Annotated in this window: 20 protein-coding genes; 12 read left to right on the top strand and 8 right to left on the bottom strand. The window is 63.7% G+C overall.

Annotated elements, in window-relative coordinates; genetic code table 11:
• The first annotated feature begins 226 nt into the window (after window positions 1-226).
• Window positions 227-1,069, top strand: a complete 843-nt coding sequence (locus P353_RS10135; protein ID WP_003062631.1) for a TauD/TfdA dioxygenase family protein — start codon at window positions 227-229, stop codon at window positions 1,067-1,069.
• 767 nt (window positions 1,070-1,836) lie between these two features.
• Here P353_RS10135 and P353_RS10145 read toward each other — a convergent pair.
• Window positions 1,837-2,895: a 3-keto-5-aminohexanoate cleavage protein gene (locus tag P353_RS10145; protein ID WP_034368785.1), complete on the bottom strand. Its 1,059-nt coding sequence runs from the start codon at window positions 2,893-2,895 to the stop codon at window positions 1,837-1,839.
• Between the two features lie 343 nt (window positions 2,896-3,238).
• Window positions 3,239-3,718 carry a VOC family protein gene (locus P353_RS10150; protein ID WP_003062636.1) on the bottom strand — a complete coding sequence of 160 codons (480 nt, stop codon included), beginning with the start codon at window positions 3,716-3,718 and terminating at the stop codon, window positions 3,239-3,241.
• Between the two features lie 504 nt (window positions 3,719-4,222).
• On the opposite strand from P353_RS10150, the gene P353_RS10155 reads away from it, so the two are divergent.
• From P353_RS10155 to P353_RS10170, 4 genes are all read left to right on the top strand, one after another.
• On the top strand, window positions 4,223-4,828 hold the full coding sequence (locus P353_RS10155) for a (2Fe-2S)-binding protein (RefSeq protein WP_034368787.1): 606 nt from the start codon (window positions 4,223-4,225) through the stop codon (window positions 4,826-4,828).
• A 2-nt stretch (window positions 4,829-4,830) separates the two neighbouring features.
• The gene (locus P353_RS10160) at window positions 4,831-7,125 is read left to right on the top strand and encodes a xanthine dehydrogenase family protein molybdopterin-binding subunit (RefSeq protein WP_034368790.1); all 2,295 of its coding nucleotides are present in this window, start codon (window positions 4,831-4,833) and stop codon (window positions 7,123-7,125) included.
• 23 nt (window positions 7,126-7,148) lie between these two features.
• Complete coding sequence (locus P353_RS10165) at window positions 7,149-8,444, top strand: c-type cytochrome (protein WP_034368792.1); 1,296 nt, start codon at window positions 7,149-7,151, stop codon at window positions 8,442-8,444.
• A gap of 169 nt (window positions 8,445-8,613) precedes the next feature.
• The gene (locus P353_RS10170; RefSeq protein WP_034368793.1) at window positions 8,614-9,687 is read left to right on the top strand and encodes an XdhC family protein; all 1,074 of its coding nucleotides are present in this window, start codon (window positions 8,614-8,616) and stop codon (window positions 9,685-9,687) included.
• Window positions 9,688-9,698: 11 nt separating this feature from the next.
• On the opposite strand, the gene P353_RS10175 is transcribed toward P353_RS10170, so the two are convergent.
• Window positions 9,699-10,427: an aspartate/glutamate racemase family protein gene (locus tag P353_RS10175; protein ID WP_052084823.1), complete on the bottom strand. Its 729-nt coding sequence runs from the start codon at window positions 10,425-10,427 to the stop codon at window positions 9,699-9,701.
• Window positions 10,428-10,484: 57 nt separating this feature from the next.
• On the opposite strand from P353_RS10175, the gene P353_RS10180 reads away from it, so the two are divergent.
• Both P353_RS10180 and P353_RS10185 read left to right on the top strand, forming a co-directional pair.
• Window positions 10,485-11,294: an AraC family transcriptional regulator gene (locus tag P353_RS10180; protein ID WP_034368795.1), complete on the top strand. Its 810-nt coding sequence runs from the start codon at window positions 10,485-10,487 to the stop codon at window positions 11,292-11,294.
• A 118-nt stretch (window positions 11,295-11,412) separates the two neighbouring features.
• Window positions 11,413-12,438, top strand: coding sequence for a DNA/RNA non-specific endonuclease (locus tag P353_RS10185; protein ID WP_034368796.1), 1,026 nt, complete (start codon window positions 11,413-11,415; stop codon window positions 12,436-12,438).
• 124 nt (window positions 12,439-12,562) lie between these two features.
• Here P353_RS10185 and P353_RS10190 read toward each other — a convergent pair whose 3' ends face one another.
• A complete protein-coding gene (locus tag P353_RS10190) occupies window positions 12,563-12,862 on the bottom strand; it encodes a hypothetical protein (RefSeq protein ID WP_034368797.1) in 300 nt (99 codons plus the stop codon).
• A 222-nt stretch (window positions 12,863-13,084) separates the two neighbouring features.
• Window positions 13,085-15,304, bottom strand: a complete 2,220-nt coding sequence (locus P353_RS10195; RefSeq protein ID WP_034368958.1) for a hypothetical protein — start codon at window positions 15,302-15,304, stop codon at window positions 13,085-13,087.
• A 267-nt stretch (window positions 15,305-15,571) separates the two neighbouring features.
• Between P353_RS10195 and P353_RS10200 the strand changes: the two genes are divergently transcribed.
• The 5 genes from P353_RS10200 to P353_RS10220 all read left to right on the top strand — a co-directional run bounded on the left by P353_RS10200 (window position 15,572) and on the right by P353_RS10220 (window position 20,452).
• A complete protein-coding gene (locus P353_RS10200) occupies window positions 15,572-16,306 on the top strand; it encodes a GntR family transcriptional regulator (RefSeq protein WP_034368800.1) in 735 nt (244 codons plus the stop codon).
• Window positions 16,303-17,124 (top strand): 3-hydroxybutyrate dehydrogenase, encoded by an 822-nt coding sequence (locus P353_RS10205; RefSeq protein ID WP_052084824.1) that lies wholly within the window; start codon window positions 16,303-16,305, stop codon window positions 17,122-17,124. Before P353_RS10200 ends, P353_RS10205 begins: the two co-directional genes overlap by 4 nt.
• Before the next feature lie 118 nt (window positions 17,125-17,242).
• A complete protein-coding gene (fahA, locus tag P353_RS10210; RefSeq protein ID WP_034368801.1) occupies window positions 17,243-18,556 on the top strand; it encodes a fumarylacetoacetase in 1,314 nt (437 codons plus the stop codon).
• A gap of 99 nt (window positions 18,557-18,655) precedes the next feature.
• Window positions 18,656-19,948 (top strand): SPOR domain-containing protein, encoded by a 1,293-nt coding sequence (locus P353_RS10215; RefSeq protein ID WP_034368802.1) that lies wholly within the window; start codon window positions 18,656-18,658, stop codon window positions 19,946-19,948.
• A gap of 156 nt (window positions 19,949-20,104) precedes the next feature.
• Window positions 20,105-20,452: an I78 family peptidase inhibitor gene (locus P353_RS10220; RefSeq protein ID WP_230847765.1), complete on the top strand. Its 348-nt coding sequence runs from the start codon at window positions 20,105-20,107 to the stop codon at window positions 20,450-20,452.
• A 211-nt stretch (window positions 20,453-20,663) separates the two neighbouring features.
• Here the strand turns inward: P353_RS10220 and P353_RS10225 are convergent, their stop codons facing one another.
• From P353_RS10225 to P353_RS10235, 3 genes are all read right to left on the bottom strand, one after another.
• Window positions 20,664-21,953: a hypothetical protein gene (locus P353_RS10225; RefSeq protein ID WP_157839590.1), complete on the bottom strand. Its 1,290-nt coding sequence runs from the start codon at window positions 21,951-21,953 to the stop codon at window positions 20,664-20,666.
• A 277-nt stretch (window positions 21,954-22,230) separates the two neighbouring features.
• Window positions 22,231-23,466 carry a radical SAM family heme chaperone HemW gene (gene hemW, locus P353_RS10230; protein WP_034368808.1) on the bottom strand — a complete coding sequence of 412 codons (1,236 nt, stop codon included), beginning with the start codon at window positions 23,464-23,466 and terminating at the stop codon, window positions 22,231-22,233.
• A 188-nt stretch (window positions 23,467-23,654) separates the two neighbouring features.
• Entirely contained in the window at window positions 23,655-24,254 is a 600-nt protein-coding gene (locus P353_RS10235) for a non-canonical purine NTP pyrophosphatase (RefSeq protein WP_034368809.1), read from the bottom strand.
• Between the last annotated feature and the right edge of the window lie 53 nt (window positions 24,255-24,307).

Here is a 24,307-nt window from a genome sequence, read left to right on the forward strand (position 1 = left end):
CAATCAATGGATACCAGTAGATCGCGACAGATATGACGGTTCGGCGCGCAGATGCGTCCACTTCAAGACGCCCCAGGCCGGGCCCTAGGGTTTTCCTTGCACCCACCCAAGAGGGCAACAAGCTGACGCGATCGGTCAAGCCCCGAGGCTGTTGCTGCGCCGAGAATTTTTCCATCAGACGGCGGCGCCCTGCATCAAGGCTTTGCCGGGTACTTAGGAGAAGACCATGAAAGTCGAACAACTGACCTGCAGCATCGGCGCTGAGGTTTCCGACATCCACCTCGGCGATGCGTCCCGCGACAAGGGCCTGGCCGAGGAAATTCGCGCCCTGCTGCTGCAGCACAAAGTGCTGTTCTTCCGCGACCAGGACATCACGCGGGCCGAGCATGTGGGCTTTGCCCGCCACTTCGGCGATCTGGAAGACCACCCCGTGGCCGGCAGCGACCCCGACCACCCCGGCCTGGTGCAGATCTACCGCAGCGAAAAGCGCGAAAACTACGAGAACACCTATCACACCGACGGTCAGTGGCGCGAGAACCCGACCATGGGCTGCGTGCTGCGCTGCATCGAAGGCCCTGCCGTCGGTGGCGACACCATCTGGGTCAACATGGCCGAGGCTTACCGCAACCTGCCCGAAGACATCAAGAAAAAGATTGACGGTCTCAAGGCCAAGTCCAGTATCGAGCATGGCTTCGGTGCCGTCATGCCCGAAGAAAAGCGTCTGGAGCTGGGCCGCCAGCATCCCCCGGTCGAGCATCCCGTGGTGCGAACCCACCCCGAAACCGGCGAGAAGATTCTCTACGTCTGCAGCTTCACCACCCACTTTGCCAACTACCACACGCCCGAGAACGTGCGCTATGGCCAGGACAAGACGCCCGGTGCCAGCATGCTGCTGAACTATCTGATCAGTCAGGCGGCCATCCCCGAGTACCAGGTGCGCTTTCGCTGGAAGCCCGGCAGCGTCGCCATGTGGGACAACCGCTGCACCCAGCATTACGCCGTGCAGGACTACTGGCCCGCCGCGCGCAAGATGGAGCGCGCTGCCATCATCGGCGACAAGCCTTTTTGAGCGAGCTATCCGAGCCGCTTTTCTGCCCCGCTTCTTCTCACCCTCTATTGCCAGCCACCAGCGCCGCCGCGTGCCGGCGCCGGAACACGGTGCATCACACCGGCGCTGCACAAAAACAATAGCTGGCATCGCTTGACTGCCATCAAAGATAGATTCATAGCTGCCTGAAACGCTTTTAAATCAAGCGCAGGCAGCTATTATTTTTTAGTCATCACTCCTTTGCATGAATGTGCGCCTGACCAGGCCCTGCCTTGCGCCGATCGCGTCCTGAGGCCGAAAACAAAGCGCAGGCCCGGAAGGGCGGCAGCACTGCAAGATACCGAGATACAGCCTGCCATTGCTGTGAGCCATGGCACGCGCGAGTCTAACGAGCCTGACGAGTCTGAATATGACCATGGTGATCCTCGTCAGCCGCGCCTGCAGCATCTTTGCTTGGCGATCCTGTGGCGAGCACTGCAGCGCGCGGCGTGCGCATCACGGACCTCCCGCCCCTCCCGCCCTCCAGCTCCTCCCGCGCCTTGACCGCTGTGAGCCGCCCAGAGACATGCTCAAGACCATCCATCGGCAGCCGCCGGCCCAGACACCTTGACCAGCCTGTCTCAGGCCCGGCCCCGGCCGTGCCAGAGGCATTTTTCCGGGTCTGCCCGAAATCATCCAGACATGAAAAAGGCCTCCATCGCGGAGGCCGTTTTTGCGCATGTCAGTTCAGCAAAGACCGCTTGCAGGCGAGGCCGTGATCGCCTTGCCTGCAAGCCTGTCCCGGAAGATCAGGAGGTCTTCCTGAGGAAACCCTGGTTGGCACCGGGCCGGTTGGGCGCAAAGCCGTTGGCCGCCAGGCTCTCCTCCACGCTGTCGTAGAACACGCCGATCTTGCTGATCTCGCGCGCCTGCCTGGCGGTGGCGACAGGACGGCCGAACTCGCGCGAGATGCGCACCAGCTGCTCGATCTGCGAGACCGTGCTGGCCTTCTCGGTGCGCGTCTGGTTCCACAGACAGTCCTCGGTGCCGCAGCGCACATGCAGACCGGCGGCAATGCCCCACATGTTCACGGGCAGCACGTTGCGCACATTGCTCTCCACGGTCAGCACGGCGCCATCGGGCACGGCGCGCACAAAGTTGGCCAGGCTGTACAGGCTGGGCGTGTCCATGCCGCCGGCGATCGCCACCCAGTTCATGACCAGCGGGCCCATGTAGAAGCCGCGGCGCATCAGGCGCTCCACCGACTCGAAGCTGTTCAGGTTGTAGCATTGGAAAGCGCTCTGGATGCCGGCCTTGGTCAGGCGGCGCACATGCTCCTCCACCCAGCCCGGCTGAGCGGGCACGGTCATTTCCTTGTAGGCATTGAACAGCGTGGGATTGGCGCGCGAGGTACCGGCAAAGTCCGCGTCTTCGGCCTGATCGGTCACGTTCATCTGTGAGGTGTTCACCGTCACGGTCACCTGATCGGGCACCGGCTCCAGATCGGCCAGCATATGGCGGGTGTCGTCAGAGAGCCATTTGGCCGCCTGACCTTCGTCTTCGGGAGCAAAGCTGATGGAGCCGCCGACCTGGATGATCATCTCGGGCACGGCCTTGCGCACGCCGGCGATCAGCTCGTTGAACTTGGACAGGCGCTTGCTGCCCTTGCCGTCCAGCTCGCGCACATGCAGGTGCAGCACCGTGGCGCCCGCGTTATAGCAGTCCACCGCTTTCTGAATCTGCGCCTCCATGGTGACGGGAATGTCTTCAGGGAAGTCCGAAGGCAGCCAGCCCGGAGCATAGGGCGCCGCAGTAATGATCAGGGGTTGCTGGTTTTCGGGGAACAGGTGGCCGTCGAGAAAGTTCATGACATGTCTCCAAGTGAATGCGGGCTTCGACGCACAGCCACGGCCGCGGCTTGCCCACCCTGTGCAATGCCGCCAGGCATTCAAAAGGCATGGGCAACACCGGCCAGCAGGCACCGAATCGTCGAAATTGAAAGCAATTTCACTGTAGAAGAGCTGTCTGCAAAGCGTTTGCCCTAGGACGCTCAAAGCTTGGCAAAGTGCGCCAGCGCATGCCGGTGCCCTGATGCACCCTGATGCACCCTGATGCGCCCTTGGCCCGGGCCGACCGGGCCCGTCACAGCTGTGCCGCGACGATGAATGCAGCCCGCCGACCTGTCGCGGCTTTGCTATCGCAGCCGGTCGCCTAGCCGCGCCATGCGGCCTCGATGGCGGCGATATCGATCTTCCTCATCTCCATCATGGCTTCAAAGGCCCGTCTGGCCGCCGCGCGATCCGGGTCGGCAATGGCCGTGGTCAGCACACGCGGCGTGATCTGCCATGACAGACCCCAGCGGTCCTTGCACCAGCCGCACTGACTCTCCTGGCCGCCATTGCCGACGATGGCGTTCCACAGGCGATCCGTTTCCTCCTGATCGTCCGTCGCGACCTGAAACGAAAACGCCTCGTTGTGCTTGAACACAGGGCCGCCGTTCAGGCCCAGGCAGGGAATGCCCATGACCGTGAATTCGACCGTCAACACATCGCCCTGCTTGCCGGAGGGGTAGTCTCCCGGTGCGTGGTGGACCGCGCCCACGGCGCTATCGGGAAAAGTCTGGGCGTAGAACCTGGCGGCTTCCAGTGCCTCGCCTTCATACCAGAGACAAATCGTGTTTTTGCTGACCATCTTGGCTCTCCTGAACAGGGACTGATGAATGTCTGCAAACCCGCAGACCGCGAACCCCTCTCTATCGATGCACCGATGTACTGGCGGCTTTCGGTGTCTGTGCATTGAAGCCGGATTTCTCCACCTCTTCAATCCCCATGTCGCACGGTGCAGGGCCATCCCTCCGATACAGCCATAGCGCCCCTGCTCTCGCGAAGACACCGGAAATGGATCAGGCTGCATCGGCCCTGCGGGTTTCAAGGCCGGTCGGGGCCGGTCGAGGTCGGTCAAGGCCGGTCAAGCCCAGTCAAGGCCGCCCCAGGAACCACGCCAGTCCCGCCCTGCTGCCGCAGATCCGGGCCCAGAAGCCACTCCTTGGCACCGGCCCGGCCTTGCGTCGCCGGCACACACCAGAGCAATCGGATCTGCTTTAGATCAAGCCAATGCACTTTATTTTTGTCTAGTCATATAATTGACTACACATATATAAGACTGACTTCTTGAACCCTACGATTTTTTGACGCCATGAAATTCACTCTGAACGGCCAGGAAGTGGATGCGCAAAGCGCCACTGCCGATACACCTCTTTTGTATGTGCTGCGCAACGACATGCAGCTCAACGGCCCCAAGTTCGGCTGCGGCCTGGGCGAGTGCGGTGCCTGCGCCGTGCTGATCGACGGCAAGGTGGCGCGCTCCTGCTCCGTGCCCCTGAAGGCGGTCGACGGCAAGAAGGTCACCACGCTGGAAGGCCTGTCGCCCGACGCCAGCAAGGCCGCCAGCGCGCAAGCCCTGCAGGACCGCGCCGTGCTGGATGTCAGCGCCGCCGAGGCAAAAGCGCCGGCCACCCCACGCACCTACACCCTGCACGTGGTGCAGCAAGCCTTTGTCGATGCACAGGCTGCGCAGTGCGGCTATTGCACCAACGGAATGATCATGGCGCTGGTCGCCCTGTTCAACCAGCAGCCCAAGGCCAGCGACGAAGAAATCAGGCACGCCCTGTCCGGCCATCTGTGCCGCTGCGGCACCCATGTGGAAATCATGCAGGCCGCCGCGCGCGCCCGTGAGCTGATTGCCAAGGGCCACAGCCCGGCCCTCCCCGCCGGCGCATCCACCACCGCAAAGGCTGCCTGATCATGAAATTCTTCACCAAAGACAATCACGCTCAACTGACCCGTCGCCAGCTGCTCAAGGCCGGCGGCATGCTGATGGTCGGCTCCGTTGCAGGCGGCCATATGCTGATGGCCCAGACCGCCCCCGAAGCGGCTGCCAAGGGCGCTTTCCCCATTCCGTCGGCCAAGCTGGTGGACAGCTTCATCGCGATTGGCGCCGACGGCTCCGTCACGGCCTACAACGGCCACGTGGACCTGGGCACAGGCGTGCGCACGGCTCTGGGCCAACTGGTGGCCGACGAGCTGTATGTGGACTTTGCCGCCGTGACCATGGTGCTGGGCCACACCGCCCGCACCCCGGATCTGGGCCCCACCATTGCCAGCAACACCATCCAGGTTTCTTCCCTGCCCATGCGCCATGCCGCAGCGCAGGTGCGCCAGCTGCTGATCAAGCTGGCCAGCGAAAAATCCGGTGTTCCCGCCGAGCGCATCACCACCCAGAAAGGCTTTGTCATCGCCGGCGGCAAGCGCTACGGCTATGGCGAGCTGGTCCAGGGCCAGGATCTGCAGATCGAGGTCGACGACAAGATCGAGCTGCGCAAGTCCGGCTTCGAGTACATCGGCAAATCGGTGCAGCGCGTGGACATCCCCAACAAGGTGCTGGGCGCGCTGACCTATATCCATGACCTGCGCGTACCCGGCATGCTGCACGGCCGCGTGATCCGCCCTCCCTACACCGGTGCCGATGCCACGGCTCCCCTGGGCTCCAGCCTGGTGTCGGTGGACGAAAAGTCCATCGCCCATCTGCCAGGCATCGTCAAGGTCGTGGTCAAGGGCGACTTCGTGGGCGTGGTGGCCGAGCGTGAAGAGCAGGCCATCGCTGCCATGCGCCAGCTCAAGGTCACCTGGAAGGAATGGAGCGGCCTGCCCGATATGTCGCTGAGCGGCCTGCACCAGACCCTGGTGGACCACGCCAAGACCGACCGTGTGCTGCAGGAAGACGAAGGCGCGCTGCAGGCGATCGAGCAGGTCAAGACTGCGCTGACCCGCGACTATGTCTGGCCCTATCACGCTCACGGCTCCATCGGCCCGTCCTGCGCGATTGCCGAAGTGGGCAACGGCCAGATCCAGGTCTGGACCGGCTCGCAGAACCCTCACGACGTGTGCAAGGACATTGCCAAGCTCATGGACGTGAATGCCGACAACATCAACGTCACCCGCCTCGAAGCCTCTGGCTGCTACGGCCGCAACTGCGCGGACGACGTCTGCTCGGACGCCGTTCTGATGTCTGCCGCCGTGGGCAAGCCCGTGCGCGTGCAACTGATGCGCGAGCAGGAAGCCGGCTGGGAGCCCAAGGGCACGGGCCAGCTGATTCGCGTGCGCGGCGGCCTGGACGAGCAAAACAATGTGGCCGCCTACGAGCTGCGCACCTGCTACCCCTCGAACAACGCCACGGCACTGGCCCTGATCCTCACGGGCAAGGTCTCCGCCAAGATCGAGGCCCAGCAAATGGGCGACCGCACTGCCATTCCGCAGTACGAATATCCCAAGATGCGCGTGATCTCCCAGGACGCCGTGCCCATCGTGCGCGCCTCGTGGATGCGCGGCGTCTCCGCCCTGCCCAATGTGTTCGCCCATGAGTCCTGGATCGACGAATGCGCCTACCTGGCCAAGGCCGACCCCATCGAGTACCGCCTGCGCTACCTCAAGGACCCCCGCGCCGTGGCGCTGATTGCCGAGGCCAAGAAGCAGTGCAACTGGCAGGAAGGCCCGGCGCGCCGCAATGCGGCTGCTGACGATCAGCGCCTGGTCAAGGGTCGCGGCTTTGCCTACGCCCGCTACTTCCACAGCAAGTTCCCCGGCTACGGTGCGGCCTGGGCGACCTGGGTGGTCGACGTGACCGTAGACCGCGAAACCGGCGAAGTCAAGGTCGACAAGGTCTTTGTCGCCCAGGACACCGGTGCCATGGTCAACCCCGCAGGCGTGCGTCATCAGGTGCACGGCAACGTGGTGCAGTCCACCAGCCGCGTGCTCAAGGAGTTCGTCACCTTCGACAAGAGCGGCGTCACCTCCGTGGAATGGGGCGGCTACCCCATCCTGCGCTTTGACGAGCTGCCCGAGATCGACTCGCTGCTGGTCGAGCGCCCCAACGAGGCCCCCATGGGCGCTGGCGAATCGGCCTCCGTGCCCAGCGCCGCCGCCGTGGCCAACGCCATCTTTGACGCCACCGGCGTGCGCCTGCTGGAAGTGCCGTTCACGCCCAGCCGCGTGCTGGCCGCGCTCAAGGCCGCCAAGAGCAGCGCCGCCTCGTCCAAGTGACTCCACCGATAAAGAACATAGATATGCGAACGTTCCAAAAGATTCTGGCGGGCGGTGCGGCTGTAGTGGTCGTGCTGGCTGCCGCCGGCCTGGCACTCACCCATCAGGGCGAGATTGCGCCCCAGTCAGCCATTCCCGCTGCCGACTTCACGCCCCAGCAGATTGCCAAGGGCAAGCTGCTGGCCGCCATGGGCGACTGCGCCGTCTGCCACACTGCTCCCAACGGCAAGACCAACGCGGGCGGTCTGGCCATGCCCAGCCCCTTCGGCACCATCTACACCAGCAACATCACGCCCGATCTGCAGACCGGCATCGGCAGCTGGAGCTATGAAGCCTTCGAGCGCGCCATGCGCCACGGCGTGGACCGCGAAGGCCAGTACCTCTACCCCGCCTTCCCCTACACGGCCTTCAGCCGCGTGACGGATGAGGACATGAAGGCCTTGTACGCCTTTCTGATGAGCGAGCCTGCCGTGGAGAACGAGGCGCCCAAGACGGCGCTGAACTTCCCCTACAACGTGCGCCGCGGCATTGCGGCCTGGAACTGGCTCTACCTCAAGCCCGGCGTCGTCAAGGACGATGAAAAGCAGGCTCCCGAGTGGAATCGCGGCGCCTATCTGGTCGAAGGCCTGGGTCACTGCAGCGCCTGCCACACACCGCGCAACGGCCTGGCCGCTGAAAAAACGGGTGAATTCCACCTCACCGGCGGCAGCGCCGAAGGCTGGGATGCTCCGGCTTTGACGGACAAGACGGCATCGCCCCTGCCCTGGACCAAGCAGGATATGGTCGACTATATGAAGACCGGCTTCTCGGCCCGTCACAGCGTGGCAGCCGGCCCCATGGCTCCCGTTGCCCACGGCCTGTCGCAGCAAAGCGATGCCGACATCGACGCCATTGCCACCTATCTGATGAGCTACCGCAAGGCCGACGCCGCGCCCGGCGATGCCAAGGCACTCATCGAAGAGAAGACCGCCAAGCCCAAGCTGGCGCTCGATGCCGAAGGCTACCGCCTGTACCAGGGCGCCTGCATGGCCTGCCACAAGGCAGATCCCTCGGGCAGCAGCTTCGGCGTGCGTCCCCAGCTGGCGCTGAGCACCAGCCTGCACTCCGCATCGCCCGACAACGCCATCATGGCCGTGCTCGAAGGCGTGCAACATCCGGCCCATGCCGACCTGGGCACCATGCCGGCCTTCCGCCATGCACTCAGCGATGCACAGATCGCCACCCTGCTCAACACCATGCGTGCCCAGTACGGCGTGGACGAGTGGAAGGATCTGGCTGCCAAGGTAGGCCAGTTGCGCAAGCAGACCCAGGCGCATTGACAGCAGGCGCTGCCAAAGCGCTGCACAGCTCTGCACAAGCCGGCCTTCCCTGTCCCATCGGGCCTCGGAAGGCCTTTTTGCGCGTGATCATTTACGGGTAGCGCCGCTACCCAGCGCCCGCCTGATGCTTCAAAATTGCAGCGAGCGAGAGAAACAGAGAAAGCAAGCAATGGACAATATCGACGTCTTGGTACTCAAGGCACTGCGTGACTGGCGCTCGGCCGGTCAGCACGCCTTGCTCGCCACCGTGGTGCGCACCTGGGGCTCGTCCCCGCGCCCGGTGGGCTCCATGATGGCCTTGCGCGAGGACGGTCGCGCCATTGGCTCGGTATCGGGCGGCTGCATCGAAGACGATTTGATAGCTCGCCACACCAAGGCCCTGAACCAGAATCTGGGCATTCCGGACGCCCCGCCGCAGCTGGTGCGCTATGGCGTCAGTGCCGACGAGGCCCACCGCTTCGGTCTGCCCTGCGGCGGCACGCTGGAGCTGCTGCTGGAATTCAACCCCGATGCGGCCAGCCTGCAGCAACTGGTGGCCGAACTGGAAGCAGGATCACTGGTGAAACGCAGCATCGACTGCAGCAGCGGCGAAGTCAGCCTGCAGACGGCCGAGTACCCCGATGTGCTGGAGTTTGACGGCCAGCAACTCGTCAACCACCTCGGCCCCGGCTACCGCATGCTGCTGATCGGTGCGGGGGCCCTGGCCGAATACCTGGCCACCATGGCCTTGTTCAACGGCTTCACTGTCACCGTCTGCGACCCGCGCGAGGAATACATGGGTAGCTGGTCGGTGCCCCAGGTCAGCACGGTCACCGACATGCCCGACGATGCCGTCACGGCCTTCAAGCCCGATGCACGCAGCTGCATCGTCGCCCTCACCCATGACCCCAAGCTCGACGACCTGGCCTTGCTTGAAGCCCTGCACAGCCCGGCCTTCTATGTGGGCGCCATCGGCTCGCGCCGCAACAACCACGCAAGGCGCGAGCGCATGATGGAGCACTTTGGCGAGACCGAAGCCTCGCTGGCCAAGCTGCGCGGCCCCATCGGCCTCTATATCGGCAGCAAGACTCCGGCAGAGATCGCGGTGAGCGTGATGGCCGAGATTCTGGCCGTGAAAAACGCCGTGCCGCTGCCGCAGGCCATGTCGGTGGAGGTGGCCAAGCACGAGCATGACATCGCCATGAACGAGGCCAGCACGCATTGCGCCATTGCGGAGATCCTCCAGCCGGGCTCGGCGCGCTGATATCCGTCAGCTCAGGCCCGCAGCGCAAAGTCCACGGCCGCAGCCGCATGCAAGGCCGTGGTGTCCAGCACCGGCAGCACGCTGTCTTCGCTCTTGATGAGCAAGCCGATTTCCGTGCACCCCAGCACCACGGCCTGCGCCCCACGGGCCGCCAATGACTCGATGGCACGCTGATAGAGCTTGCGCGACACATCGCTGATCTGCCCCGCGCAAAGCTCCTCATAGATGATGCGATGCACCTGCGTGCGCTCGGCCTCATCAGGCACCAGCACGTTCAGGCCGAACTGCTGCTCCAGCCTCTCGCGCATGAACGGCTGCTCCATGGTGAAGCGCGTGCCCAGCAGCCCCAGCACCTGCACACTGGCTGCGCGCGCGGCCGCACCGACCGGGTCGGCTATGTGCAAAAACGGAATCGACACGGCTGCTGCCACCTGATCCGCCACCTTGTGCATAGTGTTGGTGCAAAGCAGCACACAGTCGGCGCCGCCGGCTTGCAGACGCCGGGCGGCATCGGCCAGCAGCGCTGCCGCATCATGCCAGCGCCCTTCATGCTGGGCCTGCTCGACAGGGCCGAAGTCCACGCTGTACATCAGCAGCCTGGCCGAGCGCAACGCGCCCAGCCGGTCCCGGACATCCTGGTTGATCAGCCGGTAGTACTCGGCGCTGGACTCCCAGCTCATGCCGCCGATCAGGCCTATGACGCGCTGCGGCCCGGCGCTCGTTTGCAGGTTTTGATTCATGAGCGCCAGTGTGAGGCCGGCTGGCCGCCATCGTCTATCATGAAATTTCAGCCCGCCATGAAGACCCACCTGATTCAGCCTTCGGCAACCGATGCGCCAGCCGTGCAGATCCATTTGCTCGGCCGCGCTGCCTACAGCAGCCGCGACCCGGTGCGCATGCATGCGCTGGGCATTGCGCTGCAAAGACAGCAAGGCGTGCACGCCATTGCCTCCGATAGGCGCGTGGACTTCGACACCTGGCCCGGCACCCTGAGCTATACGCCTCCGGGCGTGGAGGTGTTTTCCGAGTCGGCCACCGGCGGTGAATATCTGGTGCTGCGCTATGCCGCCCATGAGGCTGACGCACCCAGCCCATCGCAGCGCGTCTCGCGACATGGCCAGCGTGCGGCCTTGCAGATGGCGCAGCATCTGCGCCGGCTGCTGCTCAGCCCACAGCCGAACGCTCTGGCCATCGAGCAGGCGGCGCTGCGCTTTCTGGCCTGCCAGGAAGGCAGCGCCTGCGGGGGCGACGCGCGCGCAGCCCCCGCAGGCGCCGGCTATGCGCGCGTGCTGGACCGCATTGCCGCCGAGTTCGGGCGGCCGCTGAGCATTGCCGATCTGTCTGCCATGGTGGACACCAGCCCCTTGCGCTTTCTGCGTGAGTTCACACGGCTCACGGGCATGACGCCGCATGCCTGGATCACGGAGACCCGGCTGCAGGCGGCCCGCGCCATGATGCGAGGCACCGATCTGCCTCTGACGCAGATCGCGCTGGAATGCGGCTTCAACCACCAGTCGCATATGGGCCATGTGTTTCGCAAACACCTGGACCTGACGCCAGGCCAGTACCGGCAACATCACGGCTTGAAACAAACACTCGGCCCTTGAATTGCGCGCCCGCAGGCATGCGATTCACATACGGTTTCATTGCCGGACACACAAAGTGCGGCCTGCGGGGCGCACCATGCTTCAAGCAGCATTGAGGCGGCGTACCATTGCCGCCTCAATGACGACCGCCAAGAAAAAGAAAACGCCTGCGCGCAAGCGCGGCAATGCTTCCAGGACTGCTCGCTACAGCCTCTCCCGCATCAAGCGCTTTGCCCTGTCTGCGGGTGCAGCAGCGCTGGCCAGCTTCCAGATTGCCAGCTGCAGCTTCAACCCCAGTGTCTCTGCCGAAAAACTGCTGGGCCAGGCGCTGGCGGCCCTGCATATTCCCGCGCTCGATGCGCTGGGCCAGAGCCTGCAGGCCTTTCGCAAGAACGGCTGGCCGGATCTGGATGGCCTGCATTCCGGCTCCGGCTCCCACACGCCCAGCGTGGGCGGCAAGGTGGGCAAGGCCGATGTCACTGCAACTGCCCAGCCCACGCACTTTGCCGGCTGCCCCCAGTTCTTTCCCGGCGGCAAGGCTCCGGCCCTGCAACTGCACTCCCATGAGCGCGAGCTGTGCTTTTCGGGTTTTGCCGTTCTGCACAACGGCAGCACCAAGACCCCGGTGTTTGTGGCCGAGCGTCTGAACCGCCAGACGCTGCAGCAGGCCCAGGGCTTGCAGCGCAGCGACAAGTTCTATGCCGACGCACGCCTGCCGCGCGCCGAGCGCTCCGAGCTTGATGACTACAAGCGCTCCGGCTTTTCGCGCGGCCATATGGCCCCGGCAGCAGACATGAGCACGCCCGAGGCCATGGCCCAGAGTTTCAGCCTCGCCAATATGGTTCCGCAAAACCAGGTGCACAACGCGGGAGCCTGGAGCCAGGTGGAGCAGGCCACGCGCAAATACGCACTGCGTGCCCGGGGCGACGTCTATGTCTTCACCGGCCCGGTGTTCAGCAAAAATGCCTCGACCATCGGAGCAGGCAAGGTGGCAGTGCCTGACTACCTCTTCAAGCTGGTCTATGACGCCAGCACCGGCAAGAGCTGGGTGTACTGGCAGGCCAATAGTGCCGACACCCGCATGGGCCCGCCCATCAGCTACGAGGAGTTCACGCGCCGCACCGGCATGCCGCTGCTGTCGGCCGTGAATCTGCCCCAAGCATAAAAAAGGAGCTGATAGCGCAATCCATTCAACGATTTCAATGTGTTTTCATATTGAAACCCATGAATGGCTTGCGCAAAAAGCTCACTTTTCAATAGCTACACAGATCCACCGAGACGGCGGGGATTCAAGTCGGCTCGCCCGCCAGCCGGCGCACCACCTCGGACAGCACCTGGGCCTTCTGGCGGGTGCGCTCGTTGGCCATGCCCGTGAAGCCACGCTTGGTGGCCGTGTGGTGCAGCGTATGGCCGACCTGCTTGCGGTACAGCGCACGCGCCCGGTCGCGCATGGCACGGGCGCGCTGCAGTTGCAGGCGGCGCTGGGCCGGGCTCAGCTTGACCAGGGCCGTATCGGACTGGGAAAGGTCGTAGAGCTCACGCTCATCGGTGGCGAGAAGTTCATGTGCGCTATGGATGGCACGTCCCATGGCTTGCTCCTGTCATCAAATGCAATGAAAAAACACCTTGGATGCATGCACATCCAAGGTGTTTCGGTGAGTACAGAACTGCACTCTAGGACAGATTCCGGCTGAGCCGCCCAATACCGCACCCATGCCAGCGGTATTGGGGGCGCAGCGAGCTGCCTGCCAAAGAGGCGATGAGCCTGCCGCCAGCCTGTGCAGACGGCACGCGCTCCCGGCTTGCCTGGCTTACCTGACTGCGGCTCCTGCTGCGGCCGCTGCCGGCGCGCTGGCCGCTGGCACGCTGGCGGCAGCCGGGACATGCTGCCAGCTGACGGGCAGCACGGCGTCCAGCCAGTGCATGCGCCAGGCCAGCAGCGCCGCGGCTGCCACCAGCGCCAGCACACACAGGCTGTTGCGCAGGCCATGGCTGTCCGCATAAGGGTCGGCAATGTTGCGCTTGGCGTTGGCAGGCACCTTGGCCGTCTGCGACAGGCTGCGGCCCAGGCCCAGATTGATGTTCATGCGGCCATTGATGGCCCAGCCGCTGGCATCCAGAATCGGTCCCAGGCTGCGCTGACGCAGCTTGAGCCAGGCAATCAGCATGCTCGGCCCCGAGATGGCCAGGATGATGCCCAAAATCGCCATGGGAATCCATGGCCCCAGTTCGATGAACTTGCCAAAGATGCCGACGATCACGGCGCTCAGCGAGCCCAGTGCCACGCCAATCGCCGCCACCGTGCCCACATCGGTCTTGCGCGCCGCGGCAGGGGCTGCAGCTGCCGGAGCCAGATCCTTGGGGGCCGTCACCAGCTTGGTGGCGTTGTCGCTGAGGCTGGTATTGACCACATCGTTCTTGGCGGCGGCATGCTTGGCGACCTGCTCCTCGATCATGCGCAGGAACTTCTTGTAGGGCGAAAAAAAGGCCTGGCCGATGCTGGTCGGGTTGTCGATGAGCTTGACGATGGTGGCATCCCAGTCATTGCCCGCACGGTCGTAGAAGACGCCGTTGCGCCCCACGAACAGAAAGTCCACATCGCCTGCCGTGAAGGCCGCGACGATCGTCTTTTTCTGCCCTTCGCGCTTGCATTCGCAGTAGGCCAGATAGGTTTTGGCCATGGCGGCCAGCGTGGAGTGGGCTGCAGCATCGGCCACCTCCACGGTCAGATCGCAGCTGCGGCCGTCGAGAAACAAGGTACCGGCCTGGAAGGCCGCGCCTTCGCGGCGATAGAAGCGGGAGAAGGAGACAAAGTTGTTGAGCAGCTCCAGCAGATCGCGCTGCAGGCGGATCAACTTTTCCAGGGCCATGGCCTGCACGGCATGCTCTTTTTCGGCATCGTCATGGTCCAGCAACTGGGTCAGCGCTGCTTGCATGCCGCTGGACAGCAGTTGCTGCACCTCGGCTTCGCTGATTGCCCCCAGGGGCGTGGCAGGGCAGGCGGCCAGCCATTGCTGGCAGTTGGCCAGCATGGTCTTGAGCTGCTCCCACTGCGCTTCGCTCAGCACGGTCAGCGTCTCGCCAAACACGGGCTGCACGGCCTGCTCGCGCAGGGTCTGCAAGGCAGCAGCCCAGGCGGGATTGACGCCATTCACCAGCGGCAGGCTGCGCTCGCCCGTCACCGCAGCCAGCGGCAGCGCGGCCAGCGATTCGGAGGCATTGCTGAGCACCTGCGCGCCCAGGGCGGCATAGCCTTCTTCGGTCGGGTTGAGAGGAGCTCGAGCGTTGGCATCGAATTCGACCAGTCGCGTGCGGGCAAAAAAGTCATCGACCTTGGCCTGCACGGCGTTCACAGCCCCGGCAGCAGCCAGCGCCAGCGCGCGCGGCTGCAGATGACAGCCCAGCTCGGCCGCCTGAGCAAACCAGGTCTGCAGGCTGTGCAGATCTGCCCAGAAAGCTTCGGCCTTGGCGCGATCGATTCCCGGCACGCCATCGTGGCCATCCACCGCACCATAAAGCTCCTGAATGCGCGCAATCAGACCAGCCAGGGCCGTGTCGCCTTCTGCCGTGGCCGCGTTGACGACGCCGTCGCCATTGAAGCGCAGGGCCTGCAGCGAGGCCATGCGCTCCTGCACCTGGGCCAGCGTGATGGCCTGGGCATCGGGCAGGCCCGCGAGTTCCAGCACGCGCCGGGCCTCTGCCAGCAGCAGCGCGCCTTCCTGCGTCGCATCGTTGATGCTGTTCAGCTGCAGCGCATCACCGCCATCGGCCAGAACTTGCGGGTCACGCACTCTTGCCACGGCCCATTCACAGGCGGCCACCAGCTCCGGGGGACGAATACGGCCGTCCTTGCTTTCGTCAATCAAATCCAGCGTTGCGCTGTCGAACTCGATACCTCTGGTGGGACAGGCCAGAGCCACCCACAGCTTCTGATCCAGCTCACCAATATGGGCAATGTCCTGGCCCGTGCGGATCACCACCTGATCCACCTCGCCGGCGCGGAAAAACTGCCACTCGTACTGCTTGTGCATGAAACTACCAACTCCCAGGCAAGGATTGCCCTTGTCAAAGCACATGGCAACCAATGGCTGCCTGCACTATCCGCTATCAAAAGCGAGGAGTTTAAAAGTCATTTGCACTGCCAGAATGGTGACATTTGTGAACTCTTGCGCTTCTTGGGGCTGGTTGGCACTGCCTCCCGCAGCCTTATTGCGCCCTCTTGAGCGTCTGCTTGTTTGCCTTAATAAAGTACTTTTTTAGATACTTTATTTGCTACACTGCCCCGCGAAACTGCGCCTATGACTGCTACGTCCACCGCCTCCCAATCCCGCGACAAGCTGCACCTGCAGCTGGCCCGGCTGTTTCGCAACAAGATAGCGACGGGCGAGTGGCCGGTCGGACAAAGCATTCCCACGGTCGAGGAGCTCGAGGCACTGCACGGCGTCTCGCGCACCACGGTGCGCATGGCCGTGCATGCGCTGGTCGACGAAGGCCTGCTGGAGACCCGCAAGCGCGGCGGCACCAAGGTCGTGGGCCAGCCCTACAAGCCCCCATCCTTTTTGCTGCCCACGACCTGGCAGGAGCTGGTGGCCTTTGGCGAGCAGATTCAGCAGACCACGCTGCAGCAGGCGAATGACTGCGTGCCGCCCATTCCGGCCGGCTTCCCCTCCCCTGGCGAGCTGGCCCCTGCCTATACCTATTTTTTGCGCGTGCACAAGCACGGCGATGCACGCTTTTGCCTGTCCGAGCTGTACCTGGAGCAGAACCTCTACCCCAGGCTGCAGCAACAGCTGGAGCGCACCACGCTGGCTCAGGCGCTGGGAAATGATCCAGCGCAGATCGCCACGGCCCGCCAGTACCTGAGCGTAGCCCCGGCCGACGAGCTGATTGCCGAGCATCTGGGCGTGCCGCTGGGCACGCCGTTGATGCAGGCGCTGCGCTGGGCCTGCAATCCACAGGGCCTGATCGTCTACTGGGCCAAGGTACGCTTCATCAGCGAATACGTGCATATCGAAATGGACCTGCTCAAATGACCACCGTCCCGCCCCAAGTCCAGCAGCTCTCCAAGCCCCATAGCGGCCGCGTAGCCTGGATCACCGGCTCCACCAGCGGCATAGGCTGGGCCGCTGCCAGGCAACTGGCTGGCGAAGGTGCCGCCATTGCCCTGCATGGCAGCGCCGCCCCCAGCGCTCGCACCGATGCCCAGCTGGCCGAGCTGCAGGCGCTGGGTGTGGCAGCCCGCTATTACGCGCTCGACCTGGCTAACGGCGAAGCCATTGCCCCCCTGGCCCGGCGTATTGCCGCCGATCTGGGGGAAGTGGACATCCTGGTCAACAACGCAGGCATGCAGCATGTGGAGTCGGTGCTCAGCTTCCCTTCGGCCCAGTGGAACACCATGCTGGCCGTCAACCTGAGCGCACCGTTTCACACCATACAGGCCTGCACGCCGGCCATGCTGGAGCGCGGCTGGGGGCGCATCATCAATATGGCATCCGTCAGCGGCCTCGTCGGCGTGGCCCACAAGCCCGCCTATGTGGCCAGCAAGCACGGCCTGCTGGGCCTGAGCAAATCCGTGGCACTGGAGCTGGCCACCACGCCCGTGACCTGCAACGCCATCTGCCCCGGCTGGGTGCTCACGCCGCTGGTACAGGCCCAGATCCAGGCCCTGGCGCTGCGCGAAAACCTGGACGAGCCCGCAGCCCGCACCAAGCTGCTGGGTGCCAAGCAACCCTCGCAGGCTTTTGTAACGGTGGAACAGGTTGCGGCGCTGGTCAGTTTTCTGGCCAGCGACAACGCAGCCCAGGTGCGTGGTGCACAGTGGAATATGGATGGAGGCTTTACCGCGGCATGAAAGGTCCACCAGCCAGCACAAGCCAGATCCCATGGATCGGTCATAGATCAATGGCTGACAGCGCACAGCAGATCAGCGCTGCAGCCTGTTTTTATTCAAATCGTTTAAGGAGACGAACATGGCATTGAACGAAACCCACGACGCCGGCCTGCAAAGCTGGGTCACCAGCGCCAACACAGGCAGCAGCGACTTCCCCATCCAGAACCTGCCGTTTGCAGTCTTTCGTCGCAAGAACAGCAGCGAGGCTTTTCGCGGCGGCGTGGCAATTGGCGACCAGGTGCTCGATATGGCGGCCGTTCGCGATGCCCAGGCACTGAGCGGCGATGTGCAGGCCCAGCTCGAAGCAGCAGCGCAGGGTCAGCTCAACAGCTTGATGGCCATGGGCCCTGCGTCATGGTCGGCCCTGCGCCTGGCCCTGTCGCGCGCTCTGCGCGGCGGCGCTGCCCAAGAAGCCGCTCTCAAGGCCTGCCTCGTGCCCCAGGCCGATGTGGAGTACAGCGTCCCTGCACAGGTGGGCGACTACACGGACTTCTACACCTCCGTGCATCACGCCACCAATGTGGGCAAGCTGTTTCGCCCCACCAACCCGCTGATGGAAAACTACAAGTGGGTGCCCATCGGCTACCACGGTCGCGCCTCCAGCATCCGCATCTCCGGCGTGGACTTCAAGCGCCCCAACGGCCAGCTCAAGGCCCCCGATGCCGACCCCGTGCTCAAGCCCTGCAACCGCCTCGACTATGAGCTGGAGATGGGCGTCTATGCAGGCTCGGCCAATGCCTGGGGCGAGGCCATCGGCATCGAGGACGCCGAAAACCACATCTTCGGCCTGTGCCTGCTCAACGACTGGTCGGCCCGCGACGTTCAGGCCTGGGAATACCAGCCACTGGGCCCCTTCCTGTCCAAGAACTTCGCCACCACCATCTCGCCCTGGATTGTGACGCTGGAAGCACTGGAGCCCTATCGCACGGCCTTTGTCCGCCCGTCCGAGGACCCACAGCCTCTGCCCTACCTCAGCTCCGAAGCCAACTCGCAGCGCGGTGCGCTCGATGTACAGCTCACGGTCGCCATCCAGACCGGGAAGATGCGCGCCGAAGGCAAGGCAGCCGAGCAGATCACCCGGACCAGCTACCGCCACGCTTACTGGACCATGGCCCAGCTGATTGCCCACCACACCGTCAACGGCTGCGATCTGCAACCCGGCGACCTGCTGGGCACGGGCACACTGTCCGGCCCCACCATGGCCGAAGCCGGTGCCCTGCTGGAAATCACCGAGGGCGGCAAAAAGCCCTTGAGCCTGAGCAACGGCGAAACCCGCACTTTCTTGCTCGACGGCGACGCCGTGGTCTTTACCGGCTGGTGCGAAAAGCCTGGAGCCGCTCGCATCGGCTTTGGCGAATGCCGCGCCACCGTGCTGCCTGCACACCAGGCCTGAGCGCGCCTCGGCCATCCCTTCAAAGAACCGGCCTGGCGCCGGTTTTTTGTTGGGAATCTGCCTTCGGCCTGCCCGTAACGCCATGACACAATTGCAGCCATGCCTTCCGCTTCGGACACCCCCACCCCTGCACTCGCCCCTGCTGGCCGAAACCAGCGCCAGGAGCCCGCGCTGGACCAGCCTGCGCGCTCGGATGCCAGCCCCTTGCCTGCCTCCATTGCAGGAGCCTTTGCAGCCGCGGCCTATTCCATGCAGCACAGTCTGCAACACCAGGCCGAGCAGACCGCTGCGCCCGAAGAGGAAGACAGCGGCCTGCTGCCCCAACTCTATGCCAGCCGTCTGAGCCCGCGTTCACGCGACTTCTACCTGGCCCAGTTCAAGCGCTTCGATGCCCTGGACCGCAGCCTGCCCAGCTGGAATATGGCGGCCGCCTTGCTGACCCTGGCCTGGTGCAGCCTGCACGGTTTATGGCGCGAGGCTGCGAAATACCTGGCAGCCGTCACGGCAACCGCGCTGATCTGGTGGTTTGGCCTGCGCCCAGCTCTGCCCGAGGCCATGGCCCTGGGCCTGGGCATTGCGCTGTGGCTGGTCGCCGTGGCCGTGCCCGGCCTGCTGGGCAATGGCTGGTACTGGCGAAAGATCAGGGCCCAGACGCTGCAGGCGATTACGGACGCGCCCAATATGGCCGCCGCCCATGCTGCCTTGCAGGCGCAGGTCGGCTCTCCTCGCAACAGAACCGCAGCCATGCTGGTGCTGGCCCTGCCTGTTGCAGCGGCCGCAGGCGCGGGCCTGGCCTTGCTGCCCGCCGGCAACCCTGCACCACCCAAGAGCGCGGAGCCTGCAGCCGCCGCCGTGGCCAGTCGTCCGGCTGCCAGCCCGGACCTGGCAAAGCCCGCCCCCGAAGCTGCCTCTACTGCCGTCCAGCCAGAAAGCCGCTCGGCAGCGCCAGCGCCTGTGACCGCCACCGAGACAGACACAAGCGCAGAGCAAGCAGCGCCCGACGCCGCTGCCTCAGTGCCGAGCAAAGCGGCGCTCAAGGCCGAGCTGAGCGAAAAGCCACCAGCCAGGCCGGCGGCAGATACAAAGGAGCAGCCCGTCAAAGATGCCTCCTCGACACCCCATGCCGGCTCGGATCTGGTTCCTGGCAAGTTCTATCTGAATCTGGGCGTCTATTCCGAGGCCGGCAATGCAGACAAGGTACTGGCGCAGCTGCAAAAGTCCAGACTGCCCGCGCTGACGCAGAAGATGGCCAGCAACAAGGGGGAAGTCACCCGGGTACGCAGCGGCCCCTTCGAGAGCCGAAAGCGCGCTGAAAAGGCTGCGCGCAAGCTGCAGGCAGCGAATATCGATGCCGGCATCTTTCAAAGTGCAGAAGACGCCCGCAAGCCATAGACTCTGGCGCCAAACATTGAGAGTCCAAATGCAAGCATTCCCCTGATGGCCTTGCGCATGAAGCTATCAAATTTACGCATTTCTTTGTTGCACCCGCTTGCACATCAAGGCCTGGTCTGGCATGCGCGAGCACCTGGGGGCGCTATGGTGTGGGGCATGAAGCATCGAACACCCACTCTGCATATTTCCACCCGCCCTTTGCTGGGCATGGCTGCAGCCAGCATGGCTCTGCTGATGGCTGGCTGCGCCAGCAACGGCATGGTCGCAGGCGGCACGACCGCCCCGCCTGCGCGTCAGCTGCAGGTATGCCATGCGGAGCCAGTCCAGATCTATCTGGGCCACAACACCGTGGCGTCGACGCTGGAGACCATCCGCCAGAAGTCCGGCTCGTATCAGCTGCGCGTGCTGCGCGAGGGTCAGCCCGCCACCATGGACTACAACCAGGAGCGCCTGAACGTCATCACCAATGACGCAGGCAAGATCACGGCGCTGCGCTGCGGCTGAATTTCCTTGCCGGGCCTACAGGAACATTTCCTGCAGGTCGCTCAAAAAGTCGAAGCCGCGCTCGGTGGGCAGCACACGGCCCGAATCGCGCAAGCACACCTGGCAAACGATACGGTGCGCAAAGCCGAGCAAGCACGCCGAAAGCTGACATCGAGTCGCGACGAGGACAGGGCCGAGAGCACAGGAACAAAACCCGAAATACGGCCTCGTCTCACCGAGCCGCAGGCGGGGGCTGGGTTTCGTATCCGAAAAGCTGCGGGGTGGCACGAATATCGAGCACCAGACCACCTTCCTCGGGCGTCCTGGCAAGCCGCTCGTAGTCCTGGGCGGACATTTCTTGGATTTTCCTGAAGTCTCGGGACCGGCTGAAAACGCCATTGCGCCATTGATACACTTCATCCAGCTTCTGGTCGAAGGTATAGGCATGGTGGTTGTCGTTGTAAAAATCGCCGAATTTTCCACGCCCGAGATAGATGGCGTTGGAACCTTCATATCCCGTCTTCTGCGAAAATCGCGGATCCGTATTGACGAAATAGGCCCAGTCGCCCGGGATGAAGTTGCGCGGCGCGACATGCTCTGCAATGCGAAGCAATTTACCGGGGCGCGACAATGTCGCTGGGTCGAATTCCTTCTCGAAACTCCACATCCGGGGCGGCTCCACGTCAACCAAGGGGTCGCCGTCCAAGGCCAGCCGTCTTTCGACGCCAAGCTCCCGGCTGGCATCAGGTCTTACGCGCTGAAAGTAGTCCACCACACCCTGGGCCATCAATAGTTTGGCGGCGGTATAGCAGCCGATTGCGTATTTGTGCTGCGACTGAAAAGCGTCCATCAGCGCCGCTGCTGTCGACACGCCATTCCTGGGGGTGCCATTCGCCCAGTAGCGCACGTTCCAGCGCGCACGCCCACCATTGGGCCAAGTCCATTGCAAGACTTCGGTCCACGCCACGATATTCTGGCGCAAGCCTATGTGGTCCTCCAAAGCCCCCAGGCTGCAAGCGCCGTCATCGAATGAGGTCATCCGGCCATGCTGGAGCACAGACAGCAGGATTTCCTTTTTGGAAACAGTGGCAACCTTGCGCAGCTTGCCTTTGCGCTCCGGCAGCTGGACGATTTCCAACGGCACGTTGTACTCCACGCGACGGACCAGGTCCAAGGTGTCGGTATCGTCCGCAGGCGTGGCCAGTGCATAAACGACGACCCCAGTGTCCTGCTGCTCTGATTGGGTGACCAGCGCGAGGTCGATGTCCAACTTGCCAAGGTACTCGAGCATCTGCGTTTCGAGCATGGGCAGCTGAGCCGGGTTGCAGACAAAGCGAAGGTCGGCGTTGGCCGGCGCTGTCAAAGCCATCATGCCAAGCAGCAGACACGCATGAAGTCCGGGGCGGACGACGCTGCCAGCGACTGCACCACGGGATGCCAGCCCTTTGAAAAGTCGCTTGAATTCGAGCCTATACCAAACAGGACGGCCAGAACCCGCAAAAACGGCATGACGTAATTTCATGGCGACGGCTTTCCTAGTCAAGGCAAGCGGAAGAACACTCCGCTGGTCTGCCTCATTCAGCGCACAGGCAGCGACTTCGACGCCTATGCGCAAGCTGGCAGTAGCCCATTACGACAATGATTTTCGCGCTCAGCCAGGATGGCCCGCAACCGTTTCGCGTTGAGTTCATGGCTCAACTCAGGCTCTCCTCAGGAATGCCATGACACGGGCGCCCGGCGCTGCGGTTGGCACCGTCCGGCAGGCCTGGACCTCCCGTTTTGCCATGGCGGCCTGCCTCTCAGTCGGCCAGGAACATTTCCTGCAGGTCGCTCAGAAAGTCGAAGCCGCGCTCGGTGGGCACCACGCGGCCCAGGTCGCGCGTGATCAGGCCCTTGGCCTGCGCCTGATCGAGTCCCTTGGCGATGGCCGACATGGGCAGGCCCGTGCGCTCCATGAACTCCTGCAGCGCGAAACCGCCGCGCAGGCGCAGCGCGTTGAGCATGTATTCAAACGGCAGCTCGGCACGCTTGACCTCGTTGTCCTGTGCCAGCGGCGTGCCGGCCAGCGCCATGTCCATGTAGCGGGCCGGATCGCGAAAACGCACCTGGCGCACGATGCGGTGGGCAAAGCTCAGCTTGCTGTGCGCACCGGCGCCAATGCCCAGATAGTCCCCGAACTGCCAGTAGTTGCTGTTGTGAAAGCACTGGTGGCCGTCCTTGGCATAGGCCGAGACCTCATAGCGCTGCATGCCAGCTCGCTGGGTGCTGGCCGTGATCAGGTCCAGCATCTCATAGGCCGTATCGTCCTCCGGCACCACGGGCGGATATTTGGCGAAATAGGTGTTGGGCTCGATGGTGAGGTGATAAATCGACAGATGTGGCGGTGCAAACGACAGTGCCGTGTCTACATCGCGCTGCAGATCGGCAAGACTCTGGCCGGGCAGCGCATACATCAGGTCGATATTGAAGGTCTCGAAATTGTCGGCTGCCTCGCGCACCGCAGCCTGGGCCTGCGCCGCATCATGCACACGGCCCACAGCCTGCAGATAGCGGTCGTCAAAGCTCTGCACCCCGATTGACAGGCGGTTCACGCCGGCCGCACGGAAGGCCTTGAAACGGTCCTTCTCAAAGGTGCCGGGGTTGGCTTCCATGGTGATTTCGCAATCGGGCTCCATGCGCAGACGCGCGCGCAGACCGGCAATCAGCTTGTCGATGGATTCGGGCGAAAACAGGCTGGGCGTTCCGCCGCCCATGAAGACGCTGTGCACCGTACGCCCCCAGATCAGCGGCAGCGCAGACTCCAGATCGGCCATCAAAGCATCGATATAGCGATCCTCGGGCAGCGCATCTGCCTTGGCCCAGGCATGCGAGTTGAAGTCGCAGTACGGGCATTTCTTCAGGCACCAGGGCAGGTGCACATACAGCGACAGCGGCGGCAGGCTGCCCAGCTGAAGCGTACCGGGCCGCATGTAGTGCTGAATATCGCGCTGCACCGCCGCTTCGGCAGTCTCTGCTTGAGGCTGAATGGGGATCATGGGAAATATGCTTTTCTAGCGCAAACAAAACCGACACTGCTAAAACTAGCACACCCCAACCAGGGGACAGCAAGCAAGGGCCTAGGCGGCCCCGCCGCCCCGCAGCGAGGCTGTCGTCCCCATCCCGCGAAGCGAGAGAGGGGGAAGGCGCAAAGCGCCTCAGGGGGAGTGCGGTCAAAGACCGCTGGTTATAACCATCTCTCTTTCACCATCGCGATCATCTTCCGAGAAGAAAGTCCACGATGGCTATGTGCATGCTTGAGCTCGGGCTCCATCTCGGCAAAGGTCAAGCCCAGCTCGGGGATAAGCAGTACCGGGTCAAAGCCGAAGCCATTGCTGCCACGGCGCTCGGTCGTGAGCAGAGCCTGCACACGGCCCACGGCAATCAGCGGCTCGGGGTCCTTGGGCGAACGCACGCCCACCAGGGTGCTGACCATGGCGGCACGGCGGTTGGCCACGCCCTGCATCTGCTCGAGCAGCGCGCGCACATTGTTGTCGTCGCTTTTTTCGTAGCCGAACTGGGTGCAATAGTAGGCCGTGTCCACACCGGGCAGACCGCCGAAGTGATCCACACACATGCCGGCATCATCGGCAATGGCAGGCAAGCCGGTCTTCTCGGCCGCAAAGCGCGCCTTGGACAGAGCATTCTCTACAAAGGTGCCATAGGGCTCGGGAGCTTCTCCCTCGAACAGATCGCCTTGGCGGATCAGCTCCACACCCAGCGGGGCAAACATGGCCTGCAGCTCGACGAGCTTTCCGCGGTTGTTGGATGCCAGCACAATTTTCATAATAAAAATCCATGCAAGCGCTTATGGCGCTTGCGCAATCAGCTATTGATCAG

It is taken from the genome of Comamonas testosteroni, assembly GCF_000761245.1.
GTDB classification, from domain to species: domain Bacteria; phylum Pseudomonadota; class Gammaproteobacteria; order Burkholderiales; family Burkholderiaceae_C; genus Comamonas; species Comamonas testosteroni_C.